General features: G+C 63.9%; 27 protein-coding genes. 5 read left to right on the top strand and 22 right to left on the bottom strand.

Annotated elements, in window-relative coordinates; genetic code table 11:
- Positions 1 to 41: 41 nt before the first annotated feature.
- The 9 genes from OG921_RS16380 to OG921_RS16340 form a co-directional block, all read right to left on the bottom strand.
- Positions 42 to 887, bottom strand: coding sequence for a TauD/TfdA family dioxygenase (locus tag OG921_RS16380; protein WP_266113520.1), 846 nt, complete (start codon positions 885 to 887; stop codon positions 42 to 44).
- Positions 888 to 954: 67 nt separating this feature from the next.
- On the bottom strand, positions 955 to 1,290 hold the full coding sequence (locus tag OG921_RS16375; protein WP_266113519.1) for a hypothetical protein: 336 nt from the start codon (positions 1,288 to 1,290) through the stop codon (positions 955 to 957).
- Complete coding sequence (locus OG921_RS16370) at positions 1,290 to 2,549, bottom strand: aromatic ring-hydroxylating dioxygenase subunit alpha (protein ID WP_266113518.1); 1,260 nt, start codon at positions 2,547 to 2,549, stop codon at positions 1,290 to 1,292. The genes OG921_RS16375 and OG921_RS16370 overlap by 1 nt, the downstream gene beginning before the upstream one ends.
- A 46-nt stretch (positions 2,550 to 2,595) precedes the next feature.
- The gene (locus tag OG921_RS16365; protein ID WP_266113517.1) at positions 2,596 to 3,342 is read right to left on the bottom strand and encodes an SDR family NAD(P)-dependent oxidoreductase; all 747 of its coding nucleotides are present in this window, start codon (positions 3,340 to 3,342) and stop codon (positions 2,596 to 2,598) included.
- A gap of 26 nt (positions 3,343 to 3,368) precedes the next feature.
- Positions 3,369 to 4,421: a ferredoxin--NADP reductase gene (locus OG921_RS16360; RefSeq protein WP_266113516.1), complete on the bottom strand. Its 1,053-nt coding sequence runs from the start codon at positions 4,419 to 4,421 to the stop codon at positions 3,369 to 3,371.
- Between the two features lie 124 nt (positions 4,422 to 4,545).
- Positions 4,546 to 4,998, bottom strand: a complete 453-nt coding sequence (locus tag OG921_RS16355) for a MarR family winged helix-turn-helix transcriptional regulator (protein WP_266113616.1) — start codon at positions 4,996 to 4,998, stop codon at positions 4,546 to 4,548.
- Positions 4,999 to 5,095: 97 nt separating this feature from the next.
- Positions 5,096 to 6,349: an amidohydrolase family protein gene (locus tag OG921_RS16350; RefSeq protein ID WP_266113515.1), complete on the bottom strand. Its 1,254-nt coding sequence runs from the start codon at positions 6,347 to 6,349 to the stop codon at positions 5,096 to 5,098.
- The gene (locus OG921_RS16345; protein ID WP_266113514.1) at positions 6,346 to 6,675 is read right to left on the bottom strand and encodes a hypothetical protein; all 330 of its coding nucleotides are present in this window, start codon (positions 6,673 to 6,675) and stop codon (positions 6,346 to 6,348) included. The genes OG921_RS16350 and OG921_RS16345 overlap by 4 nt, the downstream gene beginning before the upstream one ends.
- A gap of 3 nt (positions 6,676 to 6,678) precedes the next feature.
- Positions 6,679 to 7,950 carry an aromatic ring-hydroxylating dioxygenase subunit alpha gene (locus OG921_RS16340; protein WP_266113513.1) on the bottom strand — a complete coding sequence of 424 codons (1,272 nt, stop codon included), beginning with the start codon at positions 7,948 to 7,950 and terminating at the stop codon, positions 6,679 to 6,681.
- 189 nt (positions 7,951 to 8,139) lie between these two features.
- Between OG921_RS16340 and OG921_RS16335 the strand changes: the two genes are divergently transcribed.
- A complete protein-coding gene (locus OG921_RS16335; RefSeq protein WP_266113512.1) occupies positions 8,140 to 9,564 on the top strand; it encodes an aldehyde dehydrogenase in 1,425 nt (474 codons plus the stop codon).
- A 31-nt stretch (positions 9,565 to 9,595) separates the two neighbouring features.
- On the opposite strand, the gene OG921_RS16330 is transcribed toward OG921_RS16335, so the two are convergent.
- Together OG921_RS16330 and OG921_RS16325 are read right to left on the bottom strand one after the other, a co-directional pair.
- Positions 9,596 to 10,798: a cytochrome P450 gene (locus tag OG921_RS16330; protein WP_266113511.1), complete on the bottom strand. Its 1,203-nt coding sequence runs from the start codon at positions 10,796 to 10,798 to the stop codon at positions 9,596 to 9,598.
- A 37-nt stretch (positions 10,799 to 10,835) separates the two neighbouring features.
- A complete protein-coding gene (locus OG921_RS16325) occupies positions 10,836 to 11,360 on the bottom strand; it encodes a hypothetical protein (RefSeq protein WP_266113510.1) in 525 nt (174 codons plus the stop codon).
- Between the two features lie 139 nt (positions 11,361 to 11,499).
- On the opposite strand from OG921_RS16325, the gene OG921_RS16320 reads away from it, so the two are divergent.
- A complete protein-coding gene (locus tag OG921_RS16320) occupies positions 11,500 to 12,105 on the top strand; it encodes a TetR/AcrR family transcriptional regulator (protein WP_266113509.1) in 606 nt (201 codons plus the stop codon).
- 30 nt (positions 12,106 to 12,135) lie between these two features.
- Here the strand turns inward: OG921_RS16320 and OG921_RS16315 are convergent, their stop codons facing one another.
- From OG921_RS16315 to OG921_RS16275, 9 genes are all read right to left on the bottom strand, one after another.
- The gene (locus OG921_RS16315; protein ID WP_266113508.1) at positions 12,136 to 12,330 is read right to left on the bottom strand and encodes a ferredoxin; all 195 of its coding nucleotides are present in this window, start codon (positions 12,328 to 12,330) and stop codon (positions 12,136 to 12,138) included.
- The gene (locus OG921_RS16310) at positions 12,327 to 13,646 is read right to left on the bottom strand and encodes a cytochrome P450 (RefSeq protein WP_266113507.1); all 1,320 of its coding nucleotides are present in this window, start codon (positions 13,644 to 13,646) and stop codon (positions 12,327 to 12,329) included. The genes OG921_RS16315 and OG921_RS16310 overlap by 4 nt, the downstream gene beginning before the upstream one ends.
- On the bottom strand, positions 13,643 to 14,107 hold the full coding sequence (locus OG921_RS16305; RefSeq protein ID WP_266113506.1) for a hypothetical protein: 465 nt from the start codon (positions 14,105 to 14,107) through the stop codon (positions 13,643 to 13,645). Before OG921_RS16305 ends, OG921_RS16310 begins: the two co-directional genes overlap by 4 nt.
- Positions 14,108 to 14,153: 46 nt before the next feature.
- The gene (locus OG921_RS16300; RefSeq protein ID WP_266113505.1) at positions 14,154 to 15,515 is read right to left on the bottom strand and encodes an aromatic ring-hydroxylating dioxygenase subunit alpha; all 1,362 of its coding nucleotides are present in this window, start codon (positions 15,513 to 15,515) and stop codon (positions 14,154 to 14,156) included.
- A 183-nt stretch (positions 15,516 to 15,698) separates the two neighbouring features.
- Positions 15,699 to 17,345 (bottom strand): FAD-binding protein, encoded by a 1,647-nt coding sequence (locus tag OG921_RS16295; RefSeq protein WP_266113504.1) that lies wholly within the window; start codon positions 17,343 to 17,345, stop codon positions 15,699 to 15,701.
- Positions 17,346 to 17,429: 84 nt separating this feature from the next.
- On the bottom strand, positions 17,430 to 18,395 hold the full coding sequence (locus tag OG921_RS16290; RefSeq protein WP_266113503.1) for an NAD(P)-dependent oxidoreductase: 966 nt from the start codon (positions 18,393 to 18,395) through the stop codon (positions 17,430 to 17,432).
- Positions 18,396 to 18,397: 2 nt separating this feature from the next.
- Positions 18,398 to 20,095 (bottom strand): nitric oxide reductase activation protein NorD, encoded by a 1,698-nt coding sequence (locus OG921_RS16285; RefSeq protein WP_266113502.1) that lies wholly within the window; start codon positions 20,093 to 20,095, stop codon positions 18,398 to 18,400.
- Positions 20,092 to 20,904, bottom strand: a complete 813-nt coding sequence (locus OG921_RS16280; protein WP_266113501.1) for a CbbQ/NirQ/NorQ/GpvN family protein — start codon at positions 20,902 to 20,904, stop codon at positions 20,092 to 20,094. Before OG921_RS16280 ends, OG921_RS16285 begins: the two co-directional genes overlap by 4 nt.
- Before the next feature lie 4 nt (positions 20,905 to 20,908).
- Entirely contained in the window at positions 20,909 to 22,069 is a 1,161-nt protein-coding gene (locus OG921_RS16275; RefSeq protein ID WP_266113615.1) for a spirocyclase AveC family protein, read from the bottom strand.
- A gap of 118 nt (positions 22,070 to 22,187) precedes the next feature.
- Here OG921_RS16275 and OG921_RS16270 point away from each other — a divergent pair, with 118 nt between their 5' ends.
- Both OG921_RS16270 and OG921_RS16265 read left to right on the top strand, forming a co-directional pair.
- The gene (locus tag OG921_RS16270; protein WP_266113500.1) at positions 22,188 to 22,790 is read left to right on the top strand and encodes a TetR/AcrR family transcriptional regulator; all 603 of its coding nucleotides are present in this window, start codon (positions 22,188 to 22,190) and stop codon (positions 22,788 to 22,790) included.
- Positions 22,787 to 23,533, top strand: coding sequence for an alpha/beta fold hydrolase (locus OG921_RS16265; protein ID WP_266113499.1), 747 nt, complete (start codon positions 22,787 to 22,789; stop codon positions 23,531 to 23,533). Before OG921_RS16270 ends, OG921_RS16265 begins: the two co-directional genes overlap by 4 nt.
- 19 nt (positions 23,534 to 23,552) lie before the next feature.
- Here the strand turns inward: OG921_RS16265 and OG921_RS16260 are convergent, their stop codons facing one another.
- Positions 23,553 to 25,091 (bottom strand): MFS transporter, encoded by a 1,539-nt coding sequence (locus tag OG921_RS16260; RefSeq protein ID WP_266113498.1) that lies wholly within the window; start codon positions 25,089 to 25,091, stop codon positions 23,553 to 23,555.
- Positions 25,092 to 25,520: 429 nt separating this feature from the next.
- Between OG921_RS16260 and OG921_RS16255 the strand changes: the two genes are divergently transcribed.
- Entirely contained in the window at positions 25,521 to 25,847 is a 327-nt protein-coding gene (locus OG921_RS16255; protein WP_266113497.1) for a DUF732 domain-containing protein, read from the top strand.
- Between the two features lie 422 nt (positions 25,848 to 26,269).
- Here OG921_RS16255 and OG921_RS16250 read toward each other — a convergent pair whose 3' ends face one another.
- Positions 26,270 to 26,731, bottom strand: coding sequence for a phage tail protein (locus OG921_RS16250; protein WP_266113496.1), 462 nt, complete (start codon positions 26,729 to 26,731; stop codon positions 26,270 to 26,272).
- Between the last annotated feature and the right edge of the window lie 44 nt (positions 26,732 to 26,775).

The raw sequence follows: 26,775 nt of genomic DNA, 5'->3' as shown, positions 1-26,775 counted from the left end.
CTATGAACTCCTGTTCAGGTGAACTAGTTTGTGGAAGAGGACTACTGGATCGGCTCGTCGCCGAGCACCGTGGTGCGCAGCATCTCGCGCGGCGAGTTGGCGTCGTAGGGCGCGGCCCGGTGCAGCACGCCACGGTTGTCCCAGATGACCGTGTCACCGACCGACCAGTTGTGGCTGTACACCTGCTCTGCGGTGGTGGCGCGCTCGAGCAGTTCGTCGAGCAGGGCACGGCCCTCGTCGAAGTCCATGCCGACCACATAGTGGGCCGAGGCGCCCAGTACCAGCGACTTACGGCCGCTGCGGTGACTCCAGATCAGCGGATGTTCGTGAGTGGGCCGGGATCGCCATTGCGCCAGCTGTTCCGGTGTCGGATCGGGGTTGACCCGGCTCTGTGACGCCTCGAGCGAATGCACCACGCGAAGCGAGCCGAAGCGCTCCTTCTCCTCATCGGTGAGCCCGTCGTAGGCCGCATACGAACTGGCGAACTCGGTTTCACCACCGCTGCTGGCGACCTGGACGGCCGAGAGCACGGTCGCCATCTGCGGGTATGAGTTGTCGGTCGGAGTGCATCCGTCGATGTGCCAGTCGAAGGTGGCCTTCAGGTAGGCCGCCGACGAGTTCTTCGACTTGTCCAACGTCACCGGATAGATACCGGGCACGGCGTGGTGACCGTCGGCCGAATGGTCGATCGCGCCGAGCCGGCGGCAGAAGTCGACCTGATCCGCCGGATCGAAGTGCGCAGCAGGAAAGACGAGGATGCCGTTGTCCTCCAAGGCATCAAGAATCGCCTCAGCCAGTGCATCGTCGCTGACCATGCGGGCGGTATCGATGCCGACAACCTCGGCACCGACCGTGTCGGTGAGTTTGTTGATGGTCAGCAGACTCATGGCCTGTCCTTTCCGATTTGAAGACTCAGGGTTGGAAGACAGCGGGCTTCGAAGGAGCACGCGGCAATCAGGGCACGGGTGCGTCGGTCCGGATCATCACGGCGTCCGCACCATCGACCGGCGCGGGCTGATGCATGATTTCGACGGCCATCGCGATCAGGACGAGTGAATAGATCAGGTGCAGCAAGTTGAGTGCATCCTCCGGAAGATCATCGAGGTCGAACTTGTCGCAATATTCGATCGCCTCCTCCAGCCGCGGGAAGAAGGCATCGTAGAACTCACGGAGCTGCGGCAGCGTGCTGGAAATGCGCGCATTCCAGCGCTCGGTTTCAGTGGCCAGGCACCAGGTCGGTGCGAACGCCTCGAGATCGGCGAAGGCACTGGGCAACATTGTGTTCGGCATTATCGGACCACCGTTTCGCCGCGCTCGAACCGATATTCGTCGACCCAGTCGACTGCCACCTTGTGCAGGTGCCGGACCAGGATCTCCTGATCGTTGAGCGGAAAGTCGTCCACGATGTCGTATTCCAGGGCAGCCTGCGTACCGCCGAGCATGCCGGCGTCCTGCAGGGCGAATTCCTTGAGCACCACGGCCGCGACCTCATGCTCGATCCGCTCGTGTACGGTGCGCGCCGGATGGAAAAAGGTATAGGCCTCGAAGCGGTGGGTGTTGTGCGAGGTCGGCCAGTACCGGTACAGCAGGTACCAGCCGTGATAGATGAGGATCTCGAGATTCGGGAAGATCTGGAAATTGCTGATTCCCCAGTTCTCCACCCCGCCCGGGTTCACGCCTGCCGGGATGGGGCCGAGATCGGGCGAGCGCCACGGACCGACGAGACCGCTCTCGGTCGCCCGTTCGATCGGGTACATGAATTCGGGATCGAGCAGCCAGCGCCGTGTGCCCGCCGTCGATACCAAGCGGTGCGGACCGTCGAGTTGGAAATGCGCACAGGTGAATCCGCCATTCGGCTTGCGGACCGCCGCCGGTACCTGCTGGCTGTGCAACGACGGAACGTGGTAGTACTCCTGGAACGCGTCGGCGAAGATCTTCCAGTTGCTGTTGTTGTGCGCAATCCACTCGTAGCGCTCGGTCAGCTTGTCGAACGGGTAATCGTCGAGGCCCGTGATCATCGGGCCGAGGAACTCGCGCAGCGTCTGCCGCGGCGTTTCGTCGAAGTTGACGAACACGAAGCCGTTCCAGACATCGCAGTGCACCTCGATCAAGCCATGGGCTGCGCGATCCAGCCCGAAGTACTCCGACTCGTTCGGAACGTGGATCAGAGCGCCGTCGAGTGCATAACGCCATCCGCAGCGCGGGCATGCCAAGTTGTCACGGGCGTCCGCGGCATCGGCCAGGCCGACCGGGACGACCTTATGGCCGCGCTGCCGACACGTGTTGTGGAAGGCGCGGATTCGGTCATCCTGCCCGCGAACGAGCAGAACCGACGCATCGACGACCTCGATCTCCTTGGTCGCGACACTCCCGACGGCCGGCGTTTCCTCCACCCGGGCGAGGTTCAGCCAGGCACGCTTGAAGATTCCTTCTCGCTCGTCTGCATAGAACTCGGGGGAGATCGAGTCGCGGAACGAAACCGGGCCGGTACCCAGTTCGGGGTAATGCGCGGTCCACGACCCCGCCGCCGGCTTAGCTGGTGCAGTCATGCCAACCTCCTGCTGGTCGTCGAATCACATTGGCCTGCTCTACCGGTCACAGCACCGAACCACCGTTGACTCCGAGCACCTGTCCGGTGATGAACCCCGCCTCGTCGGAGCACAAGAACCCCACTGCAGCAGCAATATCCGCTCCGCTACCCAACCGGCCCATCGGTATCGCTTTGGCAATGTCCTCGTTCGGCGGCAGATAGCCCGCCGCCTGCCCGGCATGCTGCATCGGCGTCTCGATACCGGACGGTGGAATGTTGTTCACCGTGATGCCGGCCGTGGCATATTCGCGTGCCAGCGATTTGGTCAACGTGATGACCCCGCCCTTGGATGCCGCGTAGTGCGCGGCGAATGGGGACCCGCGCTGCGCGCTGGACGACGAGATCATCACGATCCGGCCCCAGCCCGCGGCGATCATGTCCGGCAGGGCGACCTGGCAGCAATGGAAGGTGCCGGTCAAGTTGACATCGATGATGCGCGACCAGGATTCGATCGTGATCTCGGTGAAAGCAGAGAACCCGAACAGCCCCGCACTCGTCACCAGCACGTGCACCGGGCCGAGCTCGCTGCGCACCTTTGCGAAGGCGTTCTCGACCGCGGATCGGTCGGTGACGTCCGCACTCACCGCAAGGGCGGTCACCCCGTCGGCCCGCAGATCATCGGTAACCCGTTGCGCTGCTTGCTCATCGAGGTCGAGCACCGCGACCTTGTAGCCGCGCCGACCCAGTTCATGACAGGTGGCCTCGCCCATGCCGGACGCTCCGCCCGTGACTACCGCGACTCGTGTCGTCATTTCCGCTCCATCGGTATCGGCTGTGCTCACTCGTAAACCACCCGGACCGTTCGGGTGGTGGGCAGGGCTTGGCAGGTGACGACGTAGCCCTCGGCTATCTCGTCGTCGTCGAGCACGTCGTTGTTGAGCAGTCTGGCCGCCCCCTCGGTCACCTGCGCAATGCACGTTCCGCAGGTTCCGGTCTCACAGGAGGATGGCGGACGCATATCGGCCGACCGGGCCATCTGCATCAGCGTGTATCCCGCCCGGTAAGGCAGCGTGACCTTCTTCCGGTCCAGCTCGATCGTCACCTCCTCGGTGACGGTCGCGGCCTCGTCCTGCGCGGTGAGCTCCGGCACCGTCGATGCGAATCGCTCGACGTGTATCCGCTCGCTCTGCACGCCGGCGGCAAGCAACGCTGCTTCCACCGTCGCCATGAATGGTGCAGGGCCGCAGATGTAGAACTCGCACTCGGCGGCACCAGCGAGGAAGGATTCGATGCTCTCCGGATTGGCGACCCCGTGCGTCTCGTCGAGATGGTGCCGAAGCTCGAACCTGCCGGCGTGCCGATCGCTCAGGCTGCCGAGCGCGTCGGCAAAGATCACCGAACTCTCGGCCCGGTTCGCGTAGAAGAGACGCGCGCTGCGAGTGGTCTTCCCGAGTACGGAGCGCAGCAGCGAGAACACCGGGGTGATTCCACTGCCGCCGGCGAAGGCAACGAACTCACGGTCGGATGCATCGAGCACGAACCGGCCCTGCGGCGGGGCGGCGTGCACGCGATCCCCCGGTGTCACGTTGTCGTTGATCCAATTCGACACGCGCCCGTCGCGGTCACGCTTGACGGTGACCCGAAGGTTCTCGCCAACCGACGGCGTGGACGACATCGAGTAGCAGCGGCGGTATTCGGTGCCATCGATAAGTATCGAGAGCGTGAGAAATTGCCCGGCGCTGTAGCGGAACCGCTGGCGGCTCGCCGGCGGCACCTCGAATTCGACGGACACGGCGTCCGGCGTTTCCCGAATCACGTCGGTTACCAGCAACGGCACAAAACCGTCGGGCACAGCCGCGACGGCGGGCGAGGAAGGCGAGGACTCGGGCATCTCTTGCAGAGTATCAACTACTTGGCATCCTTATCAAGTAGTTGACATACCCGCATATCAATTACTTGATATAGCTGTTGAGCAGGACGAACTGGCCAAAATGGGCAACGACCGGAGACCCGACCTAGAGATCGACGTGGTCGCTGATGACCTCGTGCCCGGTCCCCTTTTCGACCACTCGGCCCAGGAGATCGCGCAGTGTCGCGTGCTCTTCGGGAGTCAGGACGCCGAACACCTGCTCGTGTGCGGCAATGGCATCGCTGACCACGGCCGCGGCGACCTCTTTGCCCTCGTCGGTGAGGAACGCTTGCAGGATGCGGCCGTGCTGCGGGTCCTGGCGGCGTTGCACCAGACCGCGCTTTTCGAGCGCGGTGAGAGCGATTTGAACCCCCTGCGGCGTGATCAGCAGACGCCGGGCGAGTTCGGCGCCGGACAGTCCGGGTTCGTTGGTGAGCTGGCGCAACAGGCCGATCTGGGCGGTGCTGACACCGTGTTGCTTGACGGCCTCGTTGACGGTGGTGAGGGAGAAATAGAAGGCCTGCTTCAGCAGCCAGAGCGTGTTGTCGGTGAGTTCCAACCGCTTCTCCTGCCCGTTCCGACCACGGGATTCCTCGCTCGCCATCTCTCGACGCTATCGCAATGGAGCCGCCCACGAGGTCCCGCGGGCGGCGCCATCAGGCGGCGGGAGACTTGTGAATCCGGCCGTTCTTCATGACGAATTGCACGTCGAGCGTTGCGGAGATGTCCTGCGACGGATCACCGGGAACGGCAATGATGTCGGCCAGGTACCCGGGCGCCAGACGCCCGAGTTCGTGGTCCACATCGACCAGTTCGGCGGCGACCACCGTGGCGGACCGCAGCGCCTGCAACGGCGTCATGCCGCGTTCCACCAGGGCGACGAGTTCCTTCGCATTTTGGCCGTGCGGTACTGCCGGCGCGTCGGTTCCGCACGCGATGCGGACACCAGCGGCAATCGCCTTGGGCAGCATGGCTTTTGCCCGCGGAAAAACCTCTTCCGCCTTCGCCCGCAGCTCGGGTGCGATCCGGTCGATCGCCATCGCATCGGTGAGGTACGTCGTAGAGACCAGGAAGGTGCCGTGGTCGACCATCATCTGGATCGTCTCGTCGGTGGCCAGGAAGCCGTGTTCGATGCAGTCGATACCGGCGCGAATGCACGCCTGAATCGCGGTGTCGCCGACAGCATGCGCGGCCACCTTCACCCCGGCCCGATGCGCCTCGTCGGCGATCGCCTCGAATTCGGCATCGGAGTACTGCTGGGCACCGGGTGAGGTGCTGTGCGACATGACGCCGCCCGAGGCGGAGACCTTGATCAGCTTGGCGCCGTGGCGAACCTGATAGCGGACGCAGGCGATCACGTCCGGCACGCCGTTCGCGATTCCCTCCGCGATCGACAGCGGCATAATGCCGGGCGCCAGACGCTGGAACACGGTCGGATCGAGATGTCCCCCATAGGGAGTCACCGCATGACCGGCCGGATGGATACGGGGACCGGGGTGCCAGCCCTGATCGATCGCGCGCTGCAGTGCGACGTCGAGCAGGTAGCCACCGGTCTTGACCATCAGCCCGAGGTTGCGGACTGTGGTGAAGCCCGCGTCGAGCGTGGTGCGGGCGTTGACCGCACCACGCAACGTCCGGTACGCCGGATCGTCCTGGACACCGTGCATCGGGCTCGGCAGGCCCTCGGGCCCGCCCGGGCCGCCGATGAGCAGGTTGAGCTCCATGTCCATCAAGCCGGGCAACAGCGTGACGTCGCCGAGATCGATGACGGTGGCGGATTCGGGCAGCGGATCATGCGGATCGACTGCGACGATATGCGTCCCTTCGACCACGATGGTCGCCGGCGAATGCACTTGTCCCGCAACGACGTCGACCCACCGTGCCGCCTCGAGGACGATCACGCCCGTCACGGGACGGGCTCGTGCACGCAGTCTAGTTTCGTGGCACCGGAATCGGGAATTTGCGGCTGTTTCCAGCACTCCACAGGAAACGACACCGCGATCATCGAATACAGCAGGTGCATCAAGTTGAGAACGTCGTCGGGCAAGTCGTCGAGCCGGAACTTGTCACAGTAGGCGATCGCGTCTTCGGCGCGCGGGGTGATGGCGTCATAGAACGCCTGCATCTCGGACATACGACTCCCCAGCCGCTTCGCGTAACGCTGCGGCTCGGTGGGCAGGATCCATTCCGAGAACTGCTCGAGATCAACAAATTCGGACGGGAGCAACGCTGTCATTGTCTACTTCACTCCTGCGGTCTTGCGCTGAAAGTCATCGATCCAGGCGGCGGTCTCTTTGTGGAGATGGCGAATCAGAATTTCCTGATCGTTGAGCAGGAACTCGCGCACGACCTGGGATTCGATCATCGACTGCGTGGCCTCCAGAGTGTTCGCGTCCTGCAGACTGAACTCCTTGAAAGTTACGGCCGCGAGCTCCTGGGCAATCCGCTCGCGTGGCGTGCGCGGCTCCGGGAAGTACGCCGTCCCTTCGAAAATATGCGTGTTGTGCGACGTTGGCCAGTAGTGATACGTCAACATCCAACCCTGGCTCCAGATCAGGATGGTGAAGTTGGGGAACAGCTGGAACGAATCCAGACCCCAGGGATCGCACTTGGCCGGATTGAGGCCGACGGGCATCTCGCCGAGGTCCGGCTTTTCCCATGGCCCGAACAAGCCGCTCTGGCAGATGTCCTCGACCGGCTTACGCATTTCGGCGGCCATTTCCCAGGCCTTCACGCCGGAGGTACTGACCAGGCGATGTGGCCCGTCCAGCTGATAGTGCGGTGCTTCGAAACCGGCCTGGGCGGCAGCTTTGGAGTAGGCGGTCGGCGACTGGTTCCCGTGCAGGATCGGTGCGTGATAGAACTCCTGGAACGCGTCCATATACAGCTTCCAGTTCGCCTTCACCTCGGAGCGGTAGGTGAACCGCGATGTCATGCGATCGAAGGGATAGCCCTCCAGATCGGTAACCATCGGCCCTAGGAAGTCGCGCAGTGACTGCTCCGGCGCTCCCTTCGACAGGTTGACGAAGATGAAGCCGGCCCAGACCTCGCAGTGCACATCAACCAGGCCGTACTTGCTCTTGTCGAGGTCGAAGAATTCACCTTCCTGCTGCACGAAAGTGAGGTTGCCGTCGAGGTCGTAGCGCCAGGCGTGGTACTTGCAGGTGAACTGGCGGCACGTGCCGCTGGTTTCCTCCTGTGGCAGGTCGTTCCACACCAGTTTGTTGCCGCGGTGCCGGCAGATGTTGTGGTACGCCTTGATCTCTCCGTCGCCGGTGCGGGTCAGGATGAGAGACGTGTTCGCTGCCGCGAGTTCTTTGGTGAAGTAACTACCCTTGCGCGGAATTTGTTCGACGCGACCAACATTGAGCCAGGCACGCTTGAAAATCGCCTTGCGCTCGAGCTCCCAGATCTCGGGGGTAATGGAATCCTCGTAGGAAACCGGTCCGGTGCCGAGCTCCGGATAGTGTTGCGTCCAACTGCCTTCCGGCGGTTTCGGGAAGCGAGCCATCGATTCTCCTCGATTCGATCCAGCCACGGGTGGCACACAGCGCCTCGGGGATCGTTCGCGCCATCTCACAGGCTGCGTAGGGGCGCGAGTCCCGCGGCTCGTGACACCGACGCTATCTCCTTGCAACGGCAATGACAAGTAGTTGATACTCAAGGTCTGCACACGATCGAGGCGACGGAGGAAATGCCCATGATTCGCGACTGTGGCACGGACGGCACACACGAAGTCCTCACGGTGACCTCGCCGCATTCCGAGCAGGCCATCGCCCGGGTCGCGGTCGCCGGCCCGGACGATGTCGACCGGGCGGTGACGGCCGCTCGCGCCGCTGTCGACGACGGTCCGTGGTCACGCACGACTCCCGCCGAACGGATCGAGGTGATCCGGCGGCTGGCCGAGGTCTACGGCACCCGGCGCGGCGAGATGGCCGAACTTATCTCCGCACAGATCGGCGCGCCGATCACCTTTGCGCAGCGTGCCCAGGTGGGCCTGCCGACCATGATGATGGGCGCGTTCTGCGATGTGGCAGCGCAGTTTCCGTGGACCGAAACCCGTTCGGGTTTCTTCGGTTCGGATCTGCATATTCGGAAAGACCCGGTCGGCGTCGTCGCCGCGATCGTGCCCTGGAACATGCCCCAGTTCCTCATCGTGACCAAGCTGGTGCCTGCACTGCTCGCGGGCTGCGCGGTCGTTCTGAAGCCTGCTCCGGAGTCTCCGCTCGATGCGCTGCTACTCGCGGAGATGTTCGAGGAAATCGGGTTGCCGCCGGGTGTCGTCAGCGTCGTGCCGGGTGGTGTGGCGACCGGTGCCCACCTTGTCGGCCATCGGGGAGTCGACAAGGTGTCCTTTACGGGTTCGAGCTCGGCCGGCCGGGCCGTCGCAGCGGCCTGCGCTGCGAACCTCACCAAGGTCACCCTGGAACTCGGCGGCAAGTCCGCGGCGATCGTGCTCGATGATGCCGATCCGCAGGCGGTCGCGGCCGCGGTGCGCTCGGCGAGCCTGTCCAACAGTGGACAGATCTGCAATGCGCTCACCCGCGTTCTCGTCCCCGCGCACCGACACGACGCGGTCGTCGACGCGCTTGCCGACGAGATGACCGCACTCGTCGTCGGCGACCCCGCCGACCCCGCAACCCAACTCGGCCCACTGGTGTCCCAGCGCCAGCAGAGCCGGGTGCTCGACTACATCGGCATCGGCTCCGACGCAGGGGCGAAGCTGGTGGTCGGCGGAACCGAGCGCCCCGAAGGCCTCGACACCGGTTGGTACGTTCGCCCGACGTTGTTCGGCAACGGCGACAACGCAATGCGCATCGCGCGCGAGGAGATTTTCGGCCCGGTGCTGACGGTCATCCCCTACCGCGACGAGGAGGATGCGGTGGCCATCGCCAACGACTCCGACTACGGCCTGGCCGGATCGGTGTTCACCGCCGACGTCGAGCGTGGCCTCGGCGTCGCTGCGCGAATCCACACCGGCACCTTCGGAATCAACCAGGGTTACACCATGGACCCCTTCGCACCTTTCGGGGGCGTCAAGGACAGCGGCTACGGCCGCGAACTCGGAAGCGAAGGCATCGCCGGCTACACCGAAACGAAGTCGATATCCGTGGCTACGGGCTGAGCAAATCCGCCCACCCGTGCATCACTCGTCGCTAGACGCGCGCCGGCATGCTATCCCAGCCGCGCACGGCCGACGCCGACGAGAAGACAGCGTGGTCGAGGTCGACCGTCCATTCCGGGAAACGGTTCAGGATCTCGTCCAACGCGACTTGACCCTCGAGGCGCGCGAGCGCATTCCCGAGGCAGAAGTGCGCGCCGACACCGAACGTGATGTGCTGCTTGGGCGCCCGCGTGATGTCGAAGCGGTCGGCATCGTCACCGAATCGGCGTTCGTCGCGGTTCGCGGCACCGACGAGCGTGAGGAGCGCGCTGCCCTGCGGGACAGTCGTGCCATGGAACTCGACATCGCGAGTGACATAGCGAGCGATCTGCAGCGCGGGAGGCTCGAACCGAAGGATCTCTTCGATCGCCCCGAGAAGCAGCGATCGATCAGCAGCCAAGAGCGCGCGCTGGTCCGGATGTTCGGACAGCAGTTTGCCGATCCAGCCGAGCAGCCGGGTAGTCGTCTCGGCACCCGCCACTGCGACGACATTCATGAACATGAGCAGTTCGTCACGACGGAGTCTGCGGGTGACGCCGAATTCGTCGGTGAATTCGGCCTCGAGGAGTTCGGTGGTGAGGTCGTCCGCGGGATGTTCTCTGCGCCAGTCGATGAAATCGGCGAACACCTCGCCGTCGGTGATCGGACCGTCGGGGTTGTCGGTCATCTGCCCGCCGCGCTCGGTCCGCACGAACTTGTCGCCGTCGGCCGCCACCCGGCGCTGATGATCCTCCGGAATGCCGAACAGCATGCCGATCACCCGCATCGGCATCACCGAGCCGAGATCGGCGACGAAATCGAAGCTGCCACCCCCTGCCACCGCATCCAGGCAGGTGCGGGTGAACTCGCGAATATGCGGCTCGAGCGAGTTGATCTTGCGGGGTGTGAAGGCCCGTGAGAGTAGCTTTCGGTGGATGTCGTGGATCGGCGGATCCTCGAAAACCAGCACGCCCGAAGGTATCTCCATGCCCGACTTGATGATTTCGAGGACGGAACCGCGCCCCGAGCTGAAGGATTCGCTGTCCACCAGAGTGCGGTTCACGTCGTCGAAGCGGCTGACCGCATAGAAGTCGTGGGCCTCGTTGTAGTACAACGGCACTTCGTCCCGGAACCGCTTGAACATCGGATAGGGATCCACGTTGAGGGCGACGTCCCAGGGGTCGTAATACGCGGCGTCGGTTGCACTGATCGTCATGCGCGGTTCCTCTTCGCAGGCTGGCATCGGGGGTGAATCACATCGTCAGGCCGTGCTTTTCGAAATGACGTGAAAGCGCCTGCATGTACTCGTCGTTGTAGAACGGCCCCCGAGCGCCGATCGCCAACTCCAGAAACGGGCCGTACTCCTCGTCATTGACGTAGGTGGACCAGTGCACGATCTGTGCATCGTCGTTGGTCTCGACGAAGCTGATCGAGTAGAAGCCCATCACCTTTCCGGTGGAGACCGATGTCCCCTCCCAGCGATACCGCATGACGAAGCCGTTCTCGGCCGGCCAGAATTTGTGGCCGACCGGGCGCCAATCAGGAAACTCGTTGCCGTAGGCCTTCGCCTCGATCGTGGCAGCAATGTCCCAATGCGTCGCGACGTCGGCGAGGACGAGCTCTTGCTCGGCGACAAAGTACGGCGAGGTGTAGACCGCGTCATCGGTGAACTCCCACTCGTCGTAGGTCTCACCCTCGGCCACCTTCTGCAATACGTACTTGTCGCGGTAGCTCTCGGCCATCCGGCGATGCTTCGCAATGCGGTCTTCCAGCTTCATTGCAGGCGATTCCTTCCGCGGGTGCCGATACCGGCCATTCGCCCACAACTATACAAGTGTGTATCTAAAATACAACGATGTATGTCCGGTTTGGCCACACAGTTCCGCACTCCGCAGACCGCCTGGGAGGATGAGTCTCGTGGCGGAACGATGGACGCGGCAACGACGAGTCGAGCACACCCGTAGCCTGCTGCTGGATGCGGCGGAAGAGGTCTTCGCCAAGCAGGGCTTCGGCGGCGCCGCGCTCGAGGACATCGCCGATGTCGCCGGCTACACCCGCGGCGCCATCTACTCGAATTTCGGAACCAAGGAAGATCTCTTCCTCGCGGTGATCGAGCGACACCAGCGGCGTTTCCTGGACAGTTTCGCGGGCGTCATCACCTCATTCGAGCGCCTCGACAACCTCGATGTCGAGAAGCTGGCCGAAAGATGGCGTGAGCTGACCATGTCCGGCCCGGACAGCGCTGCACTCGGCTACGAGTTCTCGCTGTTCCTCCTGCGCAATCCCGATGCGCGAGAACGGCTTGCAGCGCAACGCGCGGAAACGATTCGGTCGCTCGCGGAGTACATCACCACGCACGTCGACCGGTTGGGCGGCTCGCTGCTGATGCCGGCGGAGGCACTCGCGCGACTTCTCATCGCCGCCAATGAGGGCATTACGATCAACGGGCAGATCGACGGAGTGGACCTCTACGGGCCGTATCTGCAAATGGTGATGGCGAACGTGGCCCCCAAACCCCACTGAGCCGAACCCCCTGAGCCGAATCCCACTGGCTCAGTCGATTTCCATTTCGATGGCGTGCTCGGGACACTGCTCGACGGCAGTCCTTGCGGCCTCGACGTGCTCGGCCGGGACCACGTCGACGAGGACCTCCGAAAACCCATCGGCAGTCAGCCGAAATACCTCCGGGCAGGTCGCAACGCAGACACCGTGCCCAGCGCAGATGTCGTCGTCGACCCGGACTCTCACGATCGATCGCCCGCCGGATCGAACCTGATATGCAGCTTGGTCAGGCCGCGCAGGATGAACGTGGGCAGGTAGCGGTACTCACGCTGATCGGCCGGGCCATGGAACTCCTCGTCGATCCAGAACCGCGAGGTCCGATCGAACAATCGCTCGAGGCTCACCCGGGCCTCCGTGCGCGCGAGCGGAGCGCCGGGGCAGGTGTGCACTCCCCTACCGAAGGCCACCTGTGTGCGCACGTTGCCGCGCGCAATATCGAACGCGTCCGGATTCTCGAACTGACGCGGGTCGCGATTGATCGCCGCGTTGACCAACATCACCGTGGTGCCGGCGGGGAGGTCGACGCCGCCGACGTTCACGGGCACCTTGGAGAGCCGGAAGTCACCGCGTACCGGACTCTCGAATCGCAGCGACTCCTCGATGAAATTCGCTATGAGGGAACGGTCTTCACGCAGTCGTGTCTGCAACTGTTGATCCTCGGCAAGAATCATCACGGCCGCACTGAGCAACCGCACGGTGGTCTCCTGGCCGGCGGCGAAGAGATTCGCCGCGACCCGCACCGCGTCGATCACCTCGGGGGTGCTGCCATCGGGGAACTTCGCCGACGCGACGCCGGTGAGCACGTCGCCGCGCGGCTCGGCTCGCCGGTCGTCGATATAGGCCGCGAACTTCTGATAGAGAAACTCGAGCGGCGTGTGGTTCAAGGATTCGCCCTCGCTGCTGCCGAGCGAGCCGGTCGACGTCAAGAGGGCTTTGCTGAACTCGATATGGTCGGCTTCGGGCACGCCGAGCAGATCGGCAATCACCAGCATCGCGAACGGCGCCGCAAAGTCGGCGACGAACTCGCATGTGCCAGTGGCCAGCGCGGTGTCGTACTGGCTGTCGGCCAGTCGCCACATGAAGTCTTCGTTTTCCTTGAGCCGCTTCGGCGTGATCATCCGCGACAGCAGCGACCGGTGCGCGGTGTGCTTGGGCGGATCGAACGTCGGCAATTGATCGCTGAACGGCAACTCGTCGGCGTGCGCCGCGATGATGTCGCTGATGTCATCACCAACGAGTGGGACCGGCAAACCGGGGAACGGGCCCGTGACCGAGGTGCACGACGAGAAGCGCTCGGTGTCGTTGTAGATCGCGAGTGCTTCCTGGTAACCGGTCACCATGACTACGTCGTGATGTGTCTCCCGGCGCACCGGGCACTCGTTGCGCAGCGCGGCCAGATAGTCGTACGGATCGTGCAGGATCTTGCTATTCGTGAAGAAATCGACCGAATCGAGGTCGTCCGGCGCGCCGGTTCCCTTTGCGGTGCTGGCAGTGTCGGTCATTGCGAAATGTCCACCCCTTCGTAACCCTGGAGCAGTTCACTGCTCGGCAATTCCATCTGCAGGTAGACGTCGATGCGCTTGATCAGTCCCGCGGCATCGAACTCGTAGACGCTCAGCGAATTCACCACGCTCTCGAACGCTCCCATCTTGCTGCGTTCCTCGAGCTCGAGGAACACGACGTCGCCAGTCTCGCTGATCCGTTTGAAGGAGCAGTCCCATTCAGCCGAAGTCGCCCAGTTTGTGAGGAATGAGGTGTATTCGTGCCAGTTCATCACCTCTTTGAAGTTCCCCACGCGCACGAAGTCCTCGACCGCCACGAGCTTGCCCAGCGGCGCCCAGCCGTCCACGCCAAAACCTGGTCCTTTGGCGGCCGCCACCAACCGCCCGACGACCTGGCTGTATTCGAGCACCGTGCGCCGATGGCCCGAGTAGTTGCCGATCAGGTCCGCGATTTCGCTCAATTTCGCTCCACTCGAAGTACGTTGATTCACTGCGGGGATCCGAGAATTACACCGCGCCCTCGAGGTAACGGTCCACCACGGAGTGATAGTGCGCGATCACGATCTCCTCCTTCACCAGCGACATGAACTCGAGCCGGTTGTTGCGCAATCCGACCTGCTGCCGCGGCATCTGCTCGTAGTCCTGCTGCAGCGCGAGGAAGTACGGATAGCTCCCCGGCTCCTCAACCTCGACCGGCTCAACCTTGAAGGACTCGCGGAATTCTTCGGGCAGCCACATGAAGCTCTTGATGTGCCAGAAGCACCTGTTCGGATCGCCGTCGGGATGCGGCTCGGCCATGATGATCGTCGCCTCGCCGGCGCGAATGGTCATGAAGAAGTTCGGGAACAACACCCAGCCGTGGTTGTCACTCATCTGCGCATCGGTGAGGTCGCTGACGTCGAGGCCCATTCCGGTCAACGTCTCACGGGTCGCGCGCTGCAGCAGCGTGCGCGCGGTGACACCCTCGGGAAACTCCAATTCGCCATCGGCAGAGCGATATCCGTCGACCAGTTCGGAGAACCGCGGCAGATGCGCCTGCACTGATGGGAAGGTCCCGGGCAACTCCAGAATTCCGTCGACCTGTTCCTGCGGTCCGTACGTCGAGGCATTCGCGACGTCGAACGGCGCCATCGACACGCTGTGCTTATCGAAGAACTTGTACCGGCTCGTGCTCGGATCGATCGTGATCACCCGCAGCAACTCCGGATGGATGCCCGAGATGTGATAACCCTCCTCGAAGGCATCCATCACGACTTTCCAGTTGCAGTTCAACGACTCTCGCACGTCCATGACCGTGTACATCTCATCGAGACGATAAGGCGCGAGGAGGTCCGCGACTTCGGGTCCGAGGTACTCGGAGAGCGGTTCCGCGGCGGGATCGGGGTTGAGGAAGATGAATCCGGCGAAGCATTCGACCGGGATCGGCAGCAGGGAGAGCCCCTCCTTCTCGGGCGGGGTGACCACGTTCTCGGTCTCCCGCAGCACGCCCCGCAGCCGACCGTCGAGGTCGTAGGACCACAGGTGGTACGGGCAGAGGAAGCGCTTCACGTTGCCGCTGCCGCCGGTACACAGCTGGTTGCCCCGATGCCGGCACGCGTTGACGAAACCGCGGATCACCCCGTCCTTTCCGCGCACGATCACGTAGGCCTGGTCACCGATCTTGTATTCCTTCCAGTCCCCCACGTTCGGCAGCTCGTTCTCCCGGCCGACCACCCGCCAGACCCGCATCCAGATCCGCTCGTGCTCCTGCTCGGCGATCTCGGGAGACGTGTAGCGGTCGGTCGGAATGTTCATCCGCCACCGCGTGAAGTCGATTTCGTCGAGGCGCGTTCCGGTATCCACCCACTCGCCCGGCTTCGTCGACTGCATGTCGGTCCTCCTCGCGTGGCTGTCCAGTGACCTCGACCACAACTATACGGAGCTGTATTTGAGATACAAGTACGTATCTCAATGGCGGCGGCGAACTGTCAGCCGGCAAGCAGCCGAGAACCCTGCCAACGAAAAAAGGACGTCGGACGCGATATGCGTCGCGACGTCCCTTTCGAAGCTCGGCTACGCAGACTCGCGATCCGGCCAGCTGTCGGCCAGATCCGAGGCCTGCTGTGCGGCATGGCGCCCGGCGCGCCGACCGGAGAAGACGCAATCCGCGATCGACAGCCCACTGACGTACGAGTCGGAACAGACGCCGATGGCCGTCCGGCCCGCGGCGTAGAGACCCGGAATCGGATCGCCGCTTTCGTCGAGGACGGCACTGCTGTTCTCGTCGACTCGCACGCCGCCGAGCGTGAGCATCGGGGTCGGGTTGATGACGCTCGGCCGGACGGAGATGTTCAGCAAGGTGAAGGGCGCTCGAACGGCCCGCCGAGTCAGTTCGGCGGGCTTTCCTACCGGGTCTTCCGTGCCGCTGTCGATGGCGTCGTTGTGGGCCTCGACAGTCGCAATCAGTCCCTCGGCGTCGATACCGGCGGCCTCAGCAACGTCGCGTAACGACTTACCGCGCACCGAGTCGAGCGTCATGAGGGCGGAGACCTGGGCGCGCTGGAACCACAGGGTCTGCTTGATGAGATTGCGGCGAGCCTCGGACATCAGGTCGGCATCCGCGAGGATCCATGCCTTGGCGTCGTGGTTCCGCACAATGGCCTGGCCAAGGGCCGCGCCGTACCGGCTTTCGTCGATGATCCGCCGGCCCTTGGCATCGACAACGATGCTGCCGATGAAGGCACTCGGCGGCGTGATGAAACGCCACGCGGAGACGTTGTCCATGCGCTCGGCGATCGCCCCGACACTCTGCCCAAGTGCGATACCGCTGCCGTCGTCGCCACTGGTGCCCAGCGGAAGGCCGTTCGCATATTGCGGCGCGAACTCGTTGACCCAGTCTGTGTTCGCGATGAAGCCGCCCGCGCCGATAACGACCCCGCGGCGCGCCATGACCCGGATCGGGCGCGCATAGCGCTCCTCGAGGGATGCGCGGTATCGCTCCATCTGCTTGCGAAGCGGCGGGTAGTAGATGCCGGGCTTTGCCGAAACCGCGCACGCCGCGGTGTAGAGCCGGCGGATCCGGGCCGGGGCATATTGCATCGTCCGTGCGACCACACCGGTGACCCGGCCCGACTCGTCCTGAATCAATTCCGTCGCCATCGTGTGCGGCAGGAGTTGAACGCCCTTGTTCTGCGCGGATTTCGCCAGCGGCTTGTAGAGCTGCTTGCCCGAGGTGCCCTTGCCCTTGACCCGGTGGCCGCGCTGCACCGGCGGGGTGCGGCGGCGGTACGCCCCGGAATTCTCGCTGCCCGAGAAGTACAGGTAGTAGCTGTTGTTCGGGAACGACGTCTTGTAGGGGCACAGCGAGGAGTCGAATGGCACGCCCTGGTCGCTCAGCCACTGAATCATCTCGGGGCTCGTGCGTACGAACTTCTCCAGCGTCTCTTCGCTGACGGCGTCGCCGACCTCGAGGCGCAGATAGGCCATCATCTGCTCGACGGTGTCCTCGACACCGGCCGCGGCTTGCACGGACGTCCCGGCACCGGCGTAGATGATGCCACCGGACAACGCGGTCGCGCCGCCACCGTTGGCCCGATCGAGTGCGATCACATCCGCGCCCTGCTCGCGGGCGGTGATGGCCGCGCACGCGCCGGCTGCGCCGAACCCGATAACAACAACGTCGGTGGTGACGACCGGAGTCGACTCGTCAATAGGCTTCACGACTGAAGAAAACCTCTCCCTGCACATCGAGGTTTCCGTCTACCTTTTCCCGTGCCACATATCGTCGGCCGCGAGGTGACGCTATCAGCGCCTGTTCTCCGCGAGGAAGGGAGACTTGCGAACCACGAACCACGTCGCGAGCGGGCGCACGAGGCGGACGAGTGGTGCGATCAGACCGAAGTGCTTCTTCATGTCCGCGATTTGCTCGTCGATTCCTCGCGATTGGAACCCGAGGAGGCGCTGGCTCTCCTCGGTGTCCAGCCAGTCGCCGTAGAAACGGGGCGGTGTCGTCCGCGGGAACGCGTCGATCGGCACCGGGCCAATTCCGATCGTCTTCATCAGTGCGGTCGCGAATTCCAGATAGGTCGTTTGGCAATTGGCGCCACCGCCGAGGTACAGCACCTTCCCGATCGATTCCGCGCAGGCGACAGCGCGTGCGAATGCCGTGCCGGCATCATCCGGATGGAGGAACTCCATGCGTGCGTCGGGGCTGAACTCGAACAGGATGCTTGGGTCCTGCACCTGCAACTGAATCGGCGTCACCGCTGCCAGCCGCAGAATGCTCCACTGCAAACCCGAGGCCCGAATCGCTTCCTCACACTTGATCTTTTGGCGCCCATACTCGTCGGTGGGCGAAACCGGCGTGTCGACACGAAGCGGTGGTTCACGATCCTGGACATCGCCGAAGATGCCCATCGACGACGCGAAGATCAGTCGTTTCGCCGTCGGTGACGCCTCCATTTCGGCAATCAAGCCGAGGGTCGCATCGACGTTCACTCGTTGGGCAAGTTCCGGGGCGCGGTCCGCAAGCGGGGGGATGATGGCCGCGAGATGGATCACCGCGTCCACGCCGTCGAGTGCTTGCCGGAGCCCGTCCCGGTCGGTGATGTCACCCCACACGACGCGAACCCGCTCATCGAGGCCCGAAGCAAGCTTGCGCGCCCGCTTGGATTCGAGATCGAAGGCGACGACGTCGTGCCCTTCGGCGAGCAACCCCTTCAGAGTGGAATAGCCGATGTTGCCCATCGCCCCTGTCAGCAATACTTTCATCGTTACCCCCGCGACCTGGACACGGAGAGTTCCTTCAGGGACGAGAGGAACAACTCGTCCATCCGCGGACTCAACTCGGACAGTTTCTCGGCACTGGCGTGGCTGGCGGAACCGAATACGCGTGCGAGCGCATCGCTGTCCGCTGTGGCGCCGATCGAAAGGCACAGGCACGCAATACCATCCGCGCGGACCTCTTCGAAGGCCTTGTGTGTGTCGGCTTCGGCGTAGCGGCCTTCGTAGTCCTGGTCGTAGGGATAGCCGTCCGACAGGACGAGCAGCAGCCGGTTCGGAGTCCCCGCTTCGGTCTCGAGTATCTTGGCCGCGCCACGGATGGCAGCACCGAGCCGCGTGTAGCCGGTGGGTTGGAGCTGGTTCAGACGAGCGCGGCTGAGCGCGCCGAACCGCTGCCCGAACGTCTTGATCGCCGGCAGGTGAACCGCGCGCCGGCCTTCGGACCGGAACCCATAGACCGCCACCCGGTCACCGAGTTCTTCGAGGGTGGCCGCGATGGTTGCGGCCGCGCGTCGTTGGTGTTCGTGGACAGCGAGGCCGTCGGAATCGGATTCCGTGACCGACCCCGACGAATCGAGAAGGATGAGCACCCCGAGATTGCGCGCAAGTTTGCGGCGCTCGGTGTAGATATGTTCGGGCGGCGAGTAGCCGGAGCGCAGATCGACGAACAGGTCGATGAGGGCTTCGATGTCGAGGTCGTCGCCATCGGCGCGACTGCGAAGTAGCTTGGGGCCCAAACCAACCCGAGACAGGCGCCGCCGAAGCACCTCATCGTGAACCACGGCCGCGTCGGCGACATCGGCGGGGACCGCCAGCGGGAAGTCGAGAACCCGGCACCAGTCTTCTTTGTAGCAATTGTTGAACGTGTCCCACTCCGGGTGCAGCACTCCGCGCACCCCCAACGCGGCGGCGGGCTTGCCGTCATCGGTGAAGTGGATGGGGGTGGCGAGCGGTCGGGCATCGGGGCCGGCCTTCGAGCTGCGCCGTATCGAACGAATCTGGAGTTCGCCGCCGGCGGCCTCCTCGCCGGGGCTTCGCGAGTTGCCCATCAGCTTGCGAAGGAAGTCGGACATGGTCTTGTTGCTGAACAGCGGATTGTCGAACAGCTTGAGTATCTTGCTTTCCCCGGACTTCGCGGTGTCTTCCTCGTCCTCGTCCTCGGTCTCGGGAATGTCGGCGAGGTCGAACTCCAGACGCAAATCTTTGTCCGTGGCTTTGGTGCCGGGCCCCGAGACAGTCACCAATTGCGCGGGCTTGAGGACGCCGAACCAGGCCGGTGGATCGGCGACTTCGGCGTCCCCCTTGGCTATTTCGAGTGATTCATCCGAGCTCGCTGTTCTGCGTGTCCCGTCGACAGGAAGCGCCGCGGACGCGATCGGCATACGTTCGGCCAACTCGGCCAACACGCGCCGCCCCTCGAGCGAGAGGTAACGGCGCGCGATCGCAGGACGAGCGCGCAAACCCTTCATCAGGCGAGGGTCGAAACTCCCGGCGCCCAGCAGGGCGCTCTGCACCAGCACCTCGCGACGCTGTTCCTCAACCGTGCCACCCGCCGACACGAGAATCGCGTCTTTGTTGATATGCGCCGGCTGGCCGGCGGGTGCCACGGCGACATCGATCGCCATGCCGGCGATGTAGTTGGCGAGGAGCCGGAAACGCTCCGGCCCCACCGGCGCGGTTTCGGTCATTCGGGCAAGACCGCGTTCACGAGTTCGCCGAGCGCGCGGATGATGTCGGCATCGTCGGTCAGCGCCTGCACGACGGCGGACTGGACCGCGGTGCGCAAGGGCAGCCCCTCGTTGGCGAGCACACCGGCCAGAATCAGCATTCGGGTCGACGACACTTCGCGCAGCGGCGATGCCTCGATGTTCCGAATTGCCTGTCCCACCCGGACGATTGCCCGTGCAGTCGCGAGGTCCACCCCCGATTCGTGGGCGACGATTTCGGTTTCGATATCCGCGGGCGGGAAGCCGAGCTCGATGGCAACAAACCTTTGCCGGGTCGATTCCTTGATGTTCTTCAGCACGCTCTGATAGCCGGGGTTGTAGGACATCACCAGCTGAAAACCAGGTGCGGCGGTCAACGAGGTGCCGAGTCGATCGATCGGAAGCAGCCGACGGTGATCGGTCAGCGGATGGATGACGACGGTGGTGTCCTGGCGCGCCTCGACGATTTCGTCGAGGTAGCAGATCGCGCCCTCACGTACGGCCCGCGTCAGCGGCCCGTCCACCCATACGGTCTCGCCGCCCTTGAGCAGGAACCGGCCGACGAGGTCCGCGGACGTCATGTCCTCGTGGCCGGCAACGGTGATCAGTTCCCGACCGAGTGCGTGGGCCATCGACTCGACGAAGCGGGTCTTGCCGCAGCCCGTCGGGCCTTTCAGCAGAACCGGGACGCCACGGCTGGCGGCCGCGCGGAAGATCTCCACTTCGTCCCCGACCGCCCAGTACGACGGCGCGTCCACCGCGGAACTCGCGACTTCAGATGTGGCAGTCAACGTTTCAGTTTCCCTTCTCGAACGGAACTACTTTTGGAAGCTCGACACCCGGCGGCATCACGAGTTGCCCCTCGGTGTTGATGTAGCCGGACCCGTTGCGATGCATAGGAATCGTCGGGTCGGGGCAGAGGCGGTCGGTCCCGTCACCACAGATGTTCATCGTGAAGTACGAGCGCTTCAACAGGTCCTCGGGCCACGGGTCGGTGTGCATGGCGAAGAACTGCGCGGGCAGGTTGTAGAAGACGAAGAAGATCGCGCTCACCGCGGCGAAGATCGCCAGGAAGCGGATGAACTGCTGCTTGATCACGCCACCTCGGACGTTATCGAGTCCCCGCTCGACAATTGTTCGGCCACGGTCGTCGGTGAAGAAGCGCAGGCAGCACAGGCCGGCTTGGACGCCCCCCCACATGAGCCCTTCGTAGAGGGGCCACTGGTAGTAGGTGCCGGCGTTGATCGACAGCGATTGGATGGCGCCCGGGTAGGTGAACAGGCCCATCGGCATGAGGAAGAGGCCTTCGATCACCAGGTCGAAGAAGAACGCCCACACCACGACGATGCCGATCAGACTCAGCGTGCTGATATTCGGCCAGCGCGACTTGGCCTTACGCATCACCCAGCAGCCGAGAATCGTGCACAGCAGGACACCGAAGGAGTAGCCGGGTGCGTTCATCAGCACGGGCTCGGCCATCATGGCGCCCGGTTCACCGTAGGACTGCCAACCCGGAATGTCCTGGACCCAGGAACCGCGGTTCCACATCCAGGTGTTGTAGGTGCTCCAGGTGTTGAAGTAGTTCAGCAGCGGGTCCTGGAAGAACATCAGGCCCATCGACACCAGCAGCATGCCGTCGAGCGTGATTCGCCGCTCCCGCCGCCACGGCCGGACGATGAAGTAATACAGGCTGATCGGCAGGCCGATACAGATGACGGCGGTCCAGATGGTCAGGATCGTTTTCATGAACATCGGTGGATCGCTGACACCGGGCAGCACACGCTCGAAATTGGGTCCGGTCATCCATTTGAGCCAGACGTACAGCTGGAAGGCCAGCAGTGCGCCGCCGATGGTGGCCCAGATCAGCACGGGCTTGGAAGATGGTTTTACTGCTGTGCCCAGCCCGGCGGATCCGCCGAGCGACTCGGTGACGGTGGAGTCCTTCTTACCCAACATGCTCACGACTGTCCTTCCCCATGCGCGGGTGAGCGGCTAGTTGTCCGAAGAGATCCCCGTGAGTATATGAGTGACCGATCGGCTGACGGAAGACCTTTTCTGTGGCAATATTCGCCTTGTGGTTGAGACATGGACGCGACAGCGACGCCTCGAACGCACTCGCGGGCTTTTCGTGGACGCCGCCGAGCAGGTGTTCGCGGAGAAGGGATTCGTTCCGGCCACCCTCGACGACATCGCCAAGGCCGCCGGCTACTCCAAGGGGGCGATCTACAAGTACTTCGCCACGAAAGAGGACTTGTTTCTTGCCGTGAGCGACCGGTACTGGCGCAGCTACTTCGACAAGTTTGCCGAGGTCATGGCGTCGGAGACGGAGGTCGGGGCGCGCGAGATCGATGAGATCGCCGAGCGGTGGCGCCAATTGAGCGATGCCCGCGGCCCCGAGAACGCTGCACTGGGACTCGAGTTCAACCTCTATCTCCTTCGCAACCCCGAGGCGCGGGAACGGGTCGAGGCCAGGCGGACCGAGGCCGTCGAGGCGCTGGCGAAGTTCATCGTCGAGGGCATCGACCGACTCGGCGGCACCCTGCTGATCCCGCCGATGACCTTCGCCCACGCAATCATCGCGAGCAGCGACTCGGTCGAACTCAACAGCCAACTCAACGACATCGACCTCTACCGCACCTTTGTCGGGTTCTACCTATCTGCGATCAAGCTGCCATGACAGTTGTTCTGGTGCACGGAAATCCGGAGACCGATGCGATCTGGAACCCGCTCGTCGACGCGCTCGGTCGGGACGACGTGCTGCGGTTGTCACCGCCGGGATTCGGTTCCCCGCTGCCCGAGGACTTCTCTGCGACATACCTCGCCTACCGTGACTGGCTCGAAACTCAGCTGGAAAGTCTCGACCGGCCGGTCGACCTTGTCGGGCACGACTTCGGCGGCATCCACGTGGTGAACGTGGTGATGCATCGCCCCGAACTCGTGCGCAGTTGGGCCAGCGACGTCGTCGGAATGTTCGACCCAGAATATGAGTGGCACGACATGGCCCGGGTGTTTCAGGCGCCCGGCGAGGGTGAGCAGTTGGTCGAGATGATGCTGAGCGGTACGCCCGAGGAACGGGCCGCTCAGTACGCCATGGTCGGCTTGCCCGAGGACATCGGCAAGCGGATCGCCGCAGCCCAGAGCCCGGAAATGGGGCGCGCGATCCTGGAGTTGTACCGATCGGCGCGCCAGCCCGCGTTGGAGCAAGCCGGACTCGATCTCGAGAATGCGGCGGTTCGGCCCGGCCTCTCCGTGTCGGCCACCGACGACCCCTACGTCGGCTCCGCCGAAATGCGGCGGCGCGCGGCCGGCCGAGCCGGCGCCCGTACCGAGGTCCTCGACGGATTGGGGCACTGGTGGATGGTGCAAGACCCCGCCCGTGGGGCGGCCGTGCTCACCGGGTTTTGGGATGGGCTCGACTGAACTTCCTGAGACTCGCACCCTAGGCCACGAGATGTGCGGCGTTCTGGGTCTCGTCGCCGAGGCCGTTTCGCCCCAGCCGTACCGTCACCAGACTCACCACCATCGCGAGCAGCAGGAATCCGGCACCCCAGTAGAAGGCGACGTCGTAGCTGTGGATGTTCGCGGCGGTGAATCCGTTCGGATCGATCGGGACCGGTTGCCCAGTGGCAGGATTGAGCGCGATCGCACTGCCCGGATGACGGGCGAAGACCTGCGCGACGACAGTGCTCAGCAGAGCCAGTCCCACGGCACCGCCAATCTGTTGGGCCGTGTTGAGCAGTGCGCTGGCAACTCCGGCGTCGCGCTCCTCGATGCGGTGCAGCGCGACTGCCTGCATGGGAACGAAGACCAGGCCCAGCCCCAGGGCGATGAGTACCTGACTCGGCAGTACGAGACTCAGCCACGTCGATCCGGGCTGCAGCTGTGCCAGATAGACCAGACCTATTGCACCCAAACCGCTTCCGACCGCCATTAACGGTCGTGGCCCGACCCGCGGCAACAGCGAGCTCGCAAAGCCGGCGGATACCACGATCGCGAGCGGGAAAGGCAGGAACAACACTCCGGTGCGCAGTGGCGTATAGCCCAGCGTGTTCTGGAAGTAGTAGCTCAGGAACAGGAACATCGCGAAGAGCGGGATCGGGATGACGAACGCCGTCAGAAAGGCGCCGCCGCGGTTGATCTCCCCGGGGATGTGCAGGGGCAGCAGCGGATTCGTGACGCGTGACTCGATGACGACAAACATCGTCAACAGGACGGCCGCAATCCCGAAGAACATCACCGTGGATGCCGCGCCCCACCCGGCTTCGGCGGCGCGAGTGAAACCGTAGACCAGGCTGACCAAGCCGAGGGCCACCGTAACCGCACCGGGCAGATCGTAGCTGCCACGTACCTGTGCGGGCCGATCGCGGATCACCAGGAGCAGGCCGCCGATCGCGGCGACGACGGCGATCGGGGTATTGATCAGCAGCGTCCAGCGCCAGGAGACGTACTCGGTGAGCGCACCGCCGGCGATCAGGCCAATCGCCGCGCCGCCCGCAGACACCGCCGCGTACACCGCGAAGGCACGGGCACGTTCGCGGTGCTCGACGAACGTGACGGTGATGAGCGCCAGCGCGGCCGGCGCCAGGACGGCGGCGAACACGCCCTGCAGGGCTCGGCCGGCGAAAAACGACATGCCGTCCCAGGCGAGCCCGGCCAAGGCCGATGATGCCGCGAACCCGCCCAAGCCGATGAGGAACATGCGGCGACGGCCGCGGTAGTCGGCGAGCCGTCCCCCGAGCAACAGCAGTCCACCGAACATCAGCGCGTAGGAGGTCAACGCCCATTGCCGGTTGGCGTCGGAGATAGCCAGGTCATCCTGCGCATAGGGCAACGCGATAGTCACGATGGTTCCATCGAGAACCACCATGAGCTGGGCCATCGCTATCACGCCCAGCGCCCACCAGCGTCGAGTCGGCGCCGCGTCGATTGGTGCGGGTACGGGCCGGACCGCGACCTCGTCGGTTGATACGGATGTCATGTCGTCCTCGGATCTGTTCGCCGAGCATGCGTCGAAACAATCACGTCGGCTGGTCGGTTTCCGCCGTCCAACTGTCGCCGACCCGAGAGCAAGAATCGCGAGTAGTTGCCTACTCCAATGACCGATCGGCACTACGCACCCGAACGAGATGACCCGAGCTACCGATTTTTCGTATCACTTGGTCCACAGCGGGATGTGACACCACCGCCTCGCGGGAACCGCGAACTCGCCGAGTACCTAGCGCGCCGTCGCCCACGACGACACGAGCCGCATCCAGGGTGTCGGCAATGCGCCACCCGCAGGGCGGTCTCCACACCCCCAGGGTGGGTATCCGCGGCCCACGTGACGGGGCAATGTTTGAGCCATACCGAGAAACGGTGTGCAGAACATTCCAACCCCGATCATCGCGACCGAGCAAAGGACCACAACGTGTTCACCACCCGCATTCGCCGCAACACCATCGCCGCCACCTTCGCCCTCACCGTCGCCGGCCTCAGCGCCGGCATCATCGGCGCCGGCACGGCATCGGCAACCCCCGCATCGTTTCTCGACGAGATCAGCATCAACAACGCCGGGTTGCCCGGCAAGACCGCCGACGAGATGGTGGCGGCCGGGTACGCCACGTGCGACCACCTCCGCCACGGAACCTCGGTCCTCGACGAGATGAGCGCGGTCGAGCACACCTACAACTTCAATCAGGGCACCTTGTTCGTCAGCGCAGCGACGACGAACCTGTGCCCCGACTTCGCAGGCTGAGCGGGAGCCACCGGCGAAAAGCGTGAAGGTCATGCCGCAGTCGGGCTGAGCCGTATCGCTACCCTCGCCCGCGACGTCGGCAAACGCGAGTCGGACGGCGCTCCCAATTAAAAGGAGAGCCGTCCGAAGCATGAACCACTTTGGTTACCAAGCGTGCATGTTTGCGCCGTGAAATGTGGCCTCGGCGTCGGAAGCCATGTCACCGGCCCCGACGCAGGCCCACCGCGCTGTGCCCAGTTGATGGGCCTCGCTTCGCGTGGGTGCCTAGTACTCGTGCTGGGCGCCACAACCGAGAGGAGGAATCTTTTCTTCCGGTCCGACCTTGGTCTGCTGTGGATCCGTGGTTCGAGCCTACGCCTGTCCAGGCGTGAACGGTCGCCGAACCGCTCCCTAATACCGCGCTCGGGCTCTGCAATTCGAGGTCAGTACTGACTCTTGATGACGAAGTAGGACCCGCGAATCGTGCCCGCCAGCTTCGACTTCTGCCTCGCGAACTTGAACGAGGAAAGTTCCGCGGGGATTTCCATCTCCTCGGAGAGCTTGAACCCAACCGCCCGCTTGCCGGACTCGTCGACCGAGTACATGACGTTGATCGACAGACCGTCCTCGTAGAAGACGTAGGCGAAACGTATGCCCGCTACCTCGAATGCCGTGGCCTCGAGTGGGCGGGAGGCGATGACGATGCCGCGCTCGTCCTCCAGGATTCGGCTCACCCACTTGATGGTCGACTCAGCGTCCTCGGCAGGCTCCACCGTGAAGACGTGGTCGTACTTGTTCTTGAAATATCGGGCCTCGTTCGCTCGTAGACCGGCGAGCGCCGATGCGACCGGTGATGTTTCCAGGCCGACTGTCGATACGGTCTTGAAGTCCACTGTGTGGGGCATAGCGAATTCCTCCGCGCACGTTTCCGGTCATCTCCCTGACTCGA

Source organism: Aldersonia sp. NBC_00410 (genome assembly GCF_026342035.1).
GTDB lineage: Bacteria > Actinomycetota > Actinomycetes > Mycobacteriales > Mycobacteriaceae > Aldersonia.
Note: the sequence above shows the minus strand (reverse complement) of the source record. Positions and strands in the feature narration are given on the sequence as shown.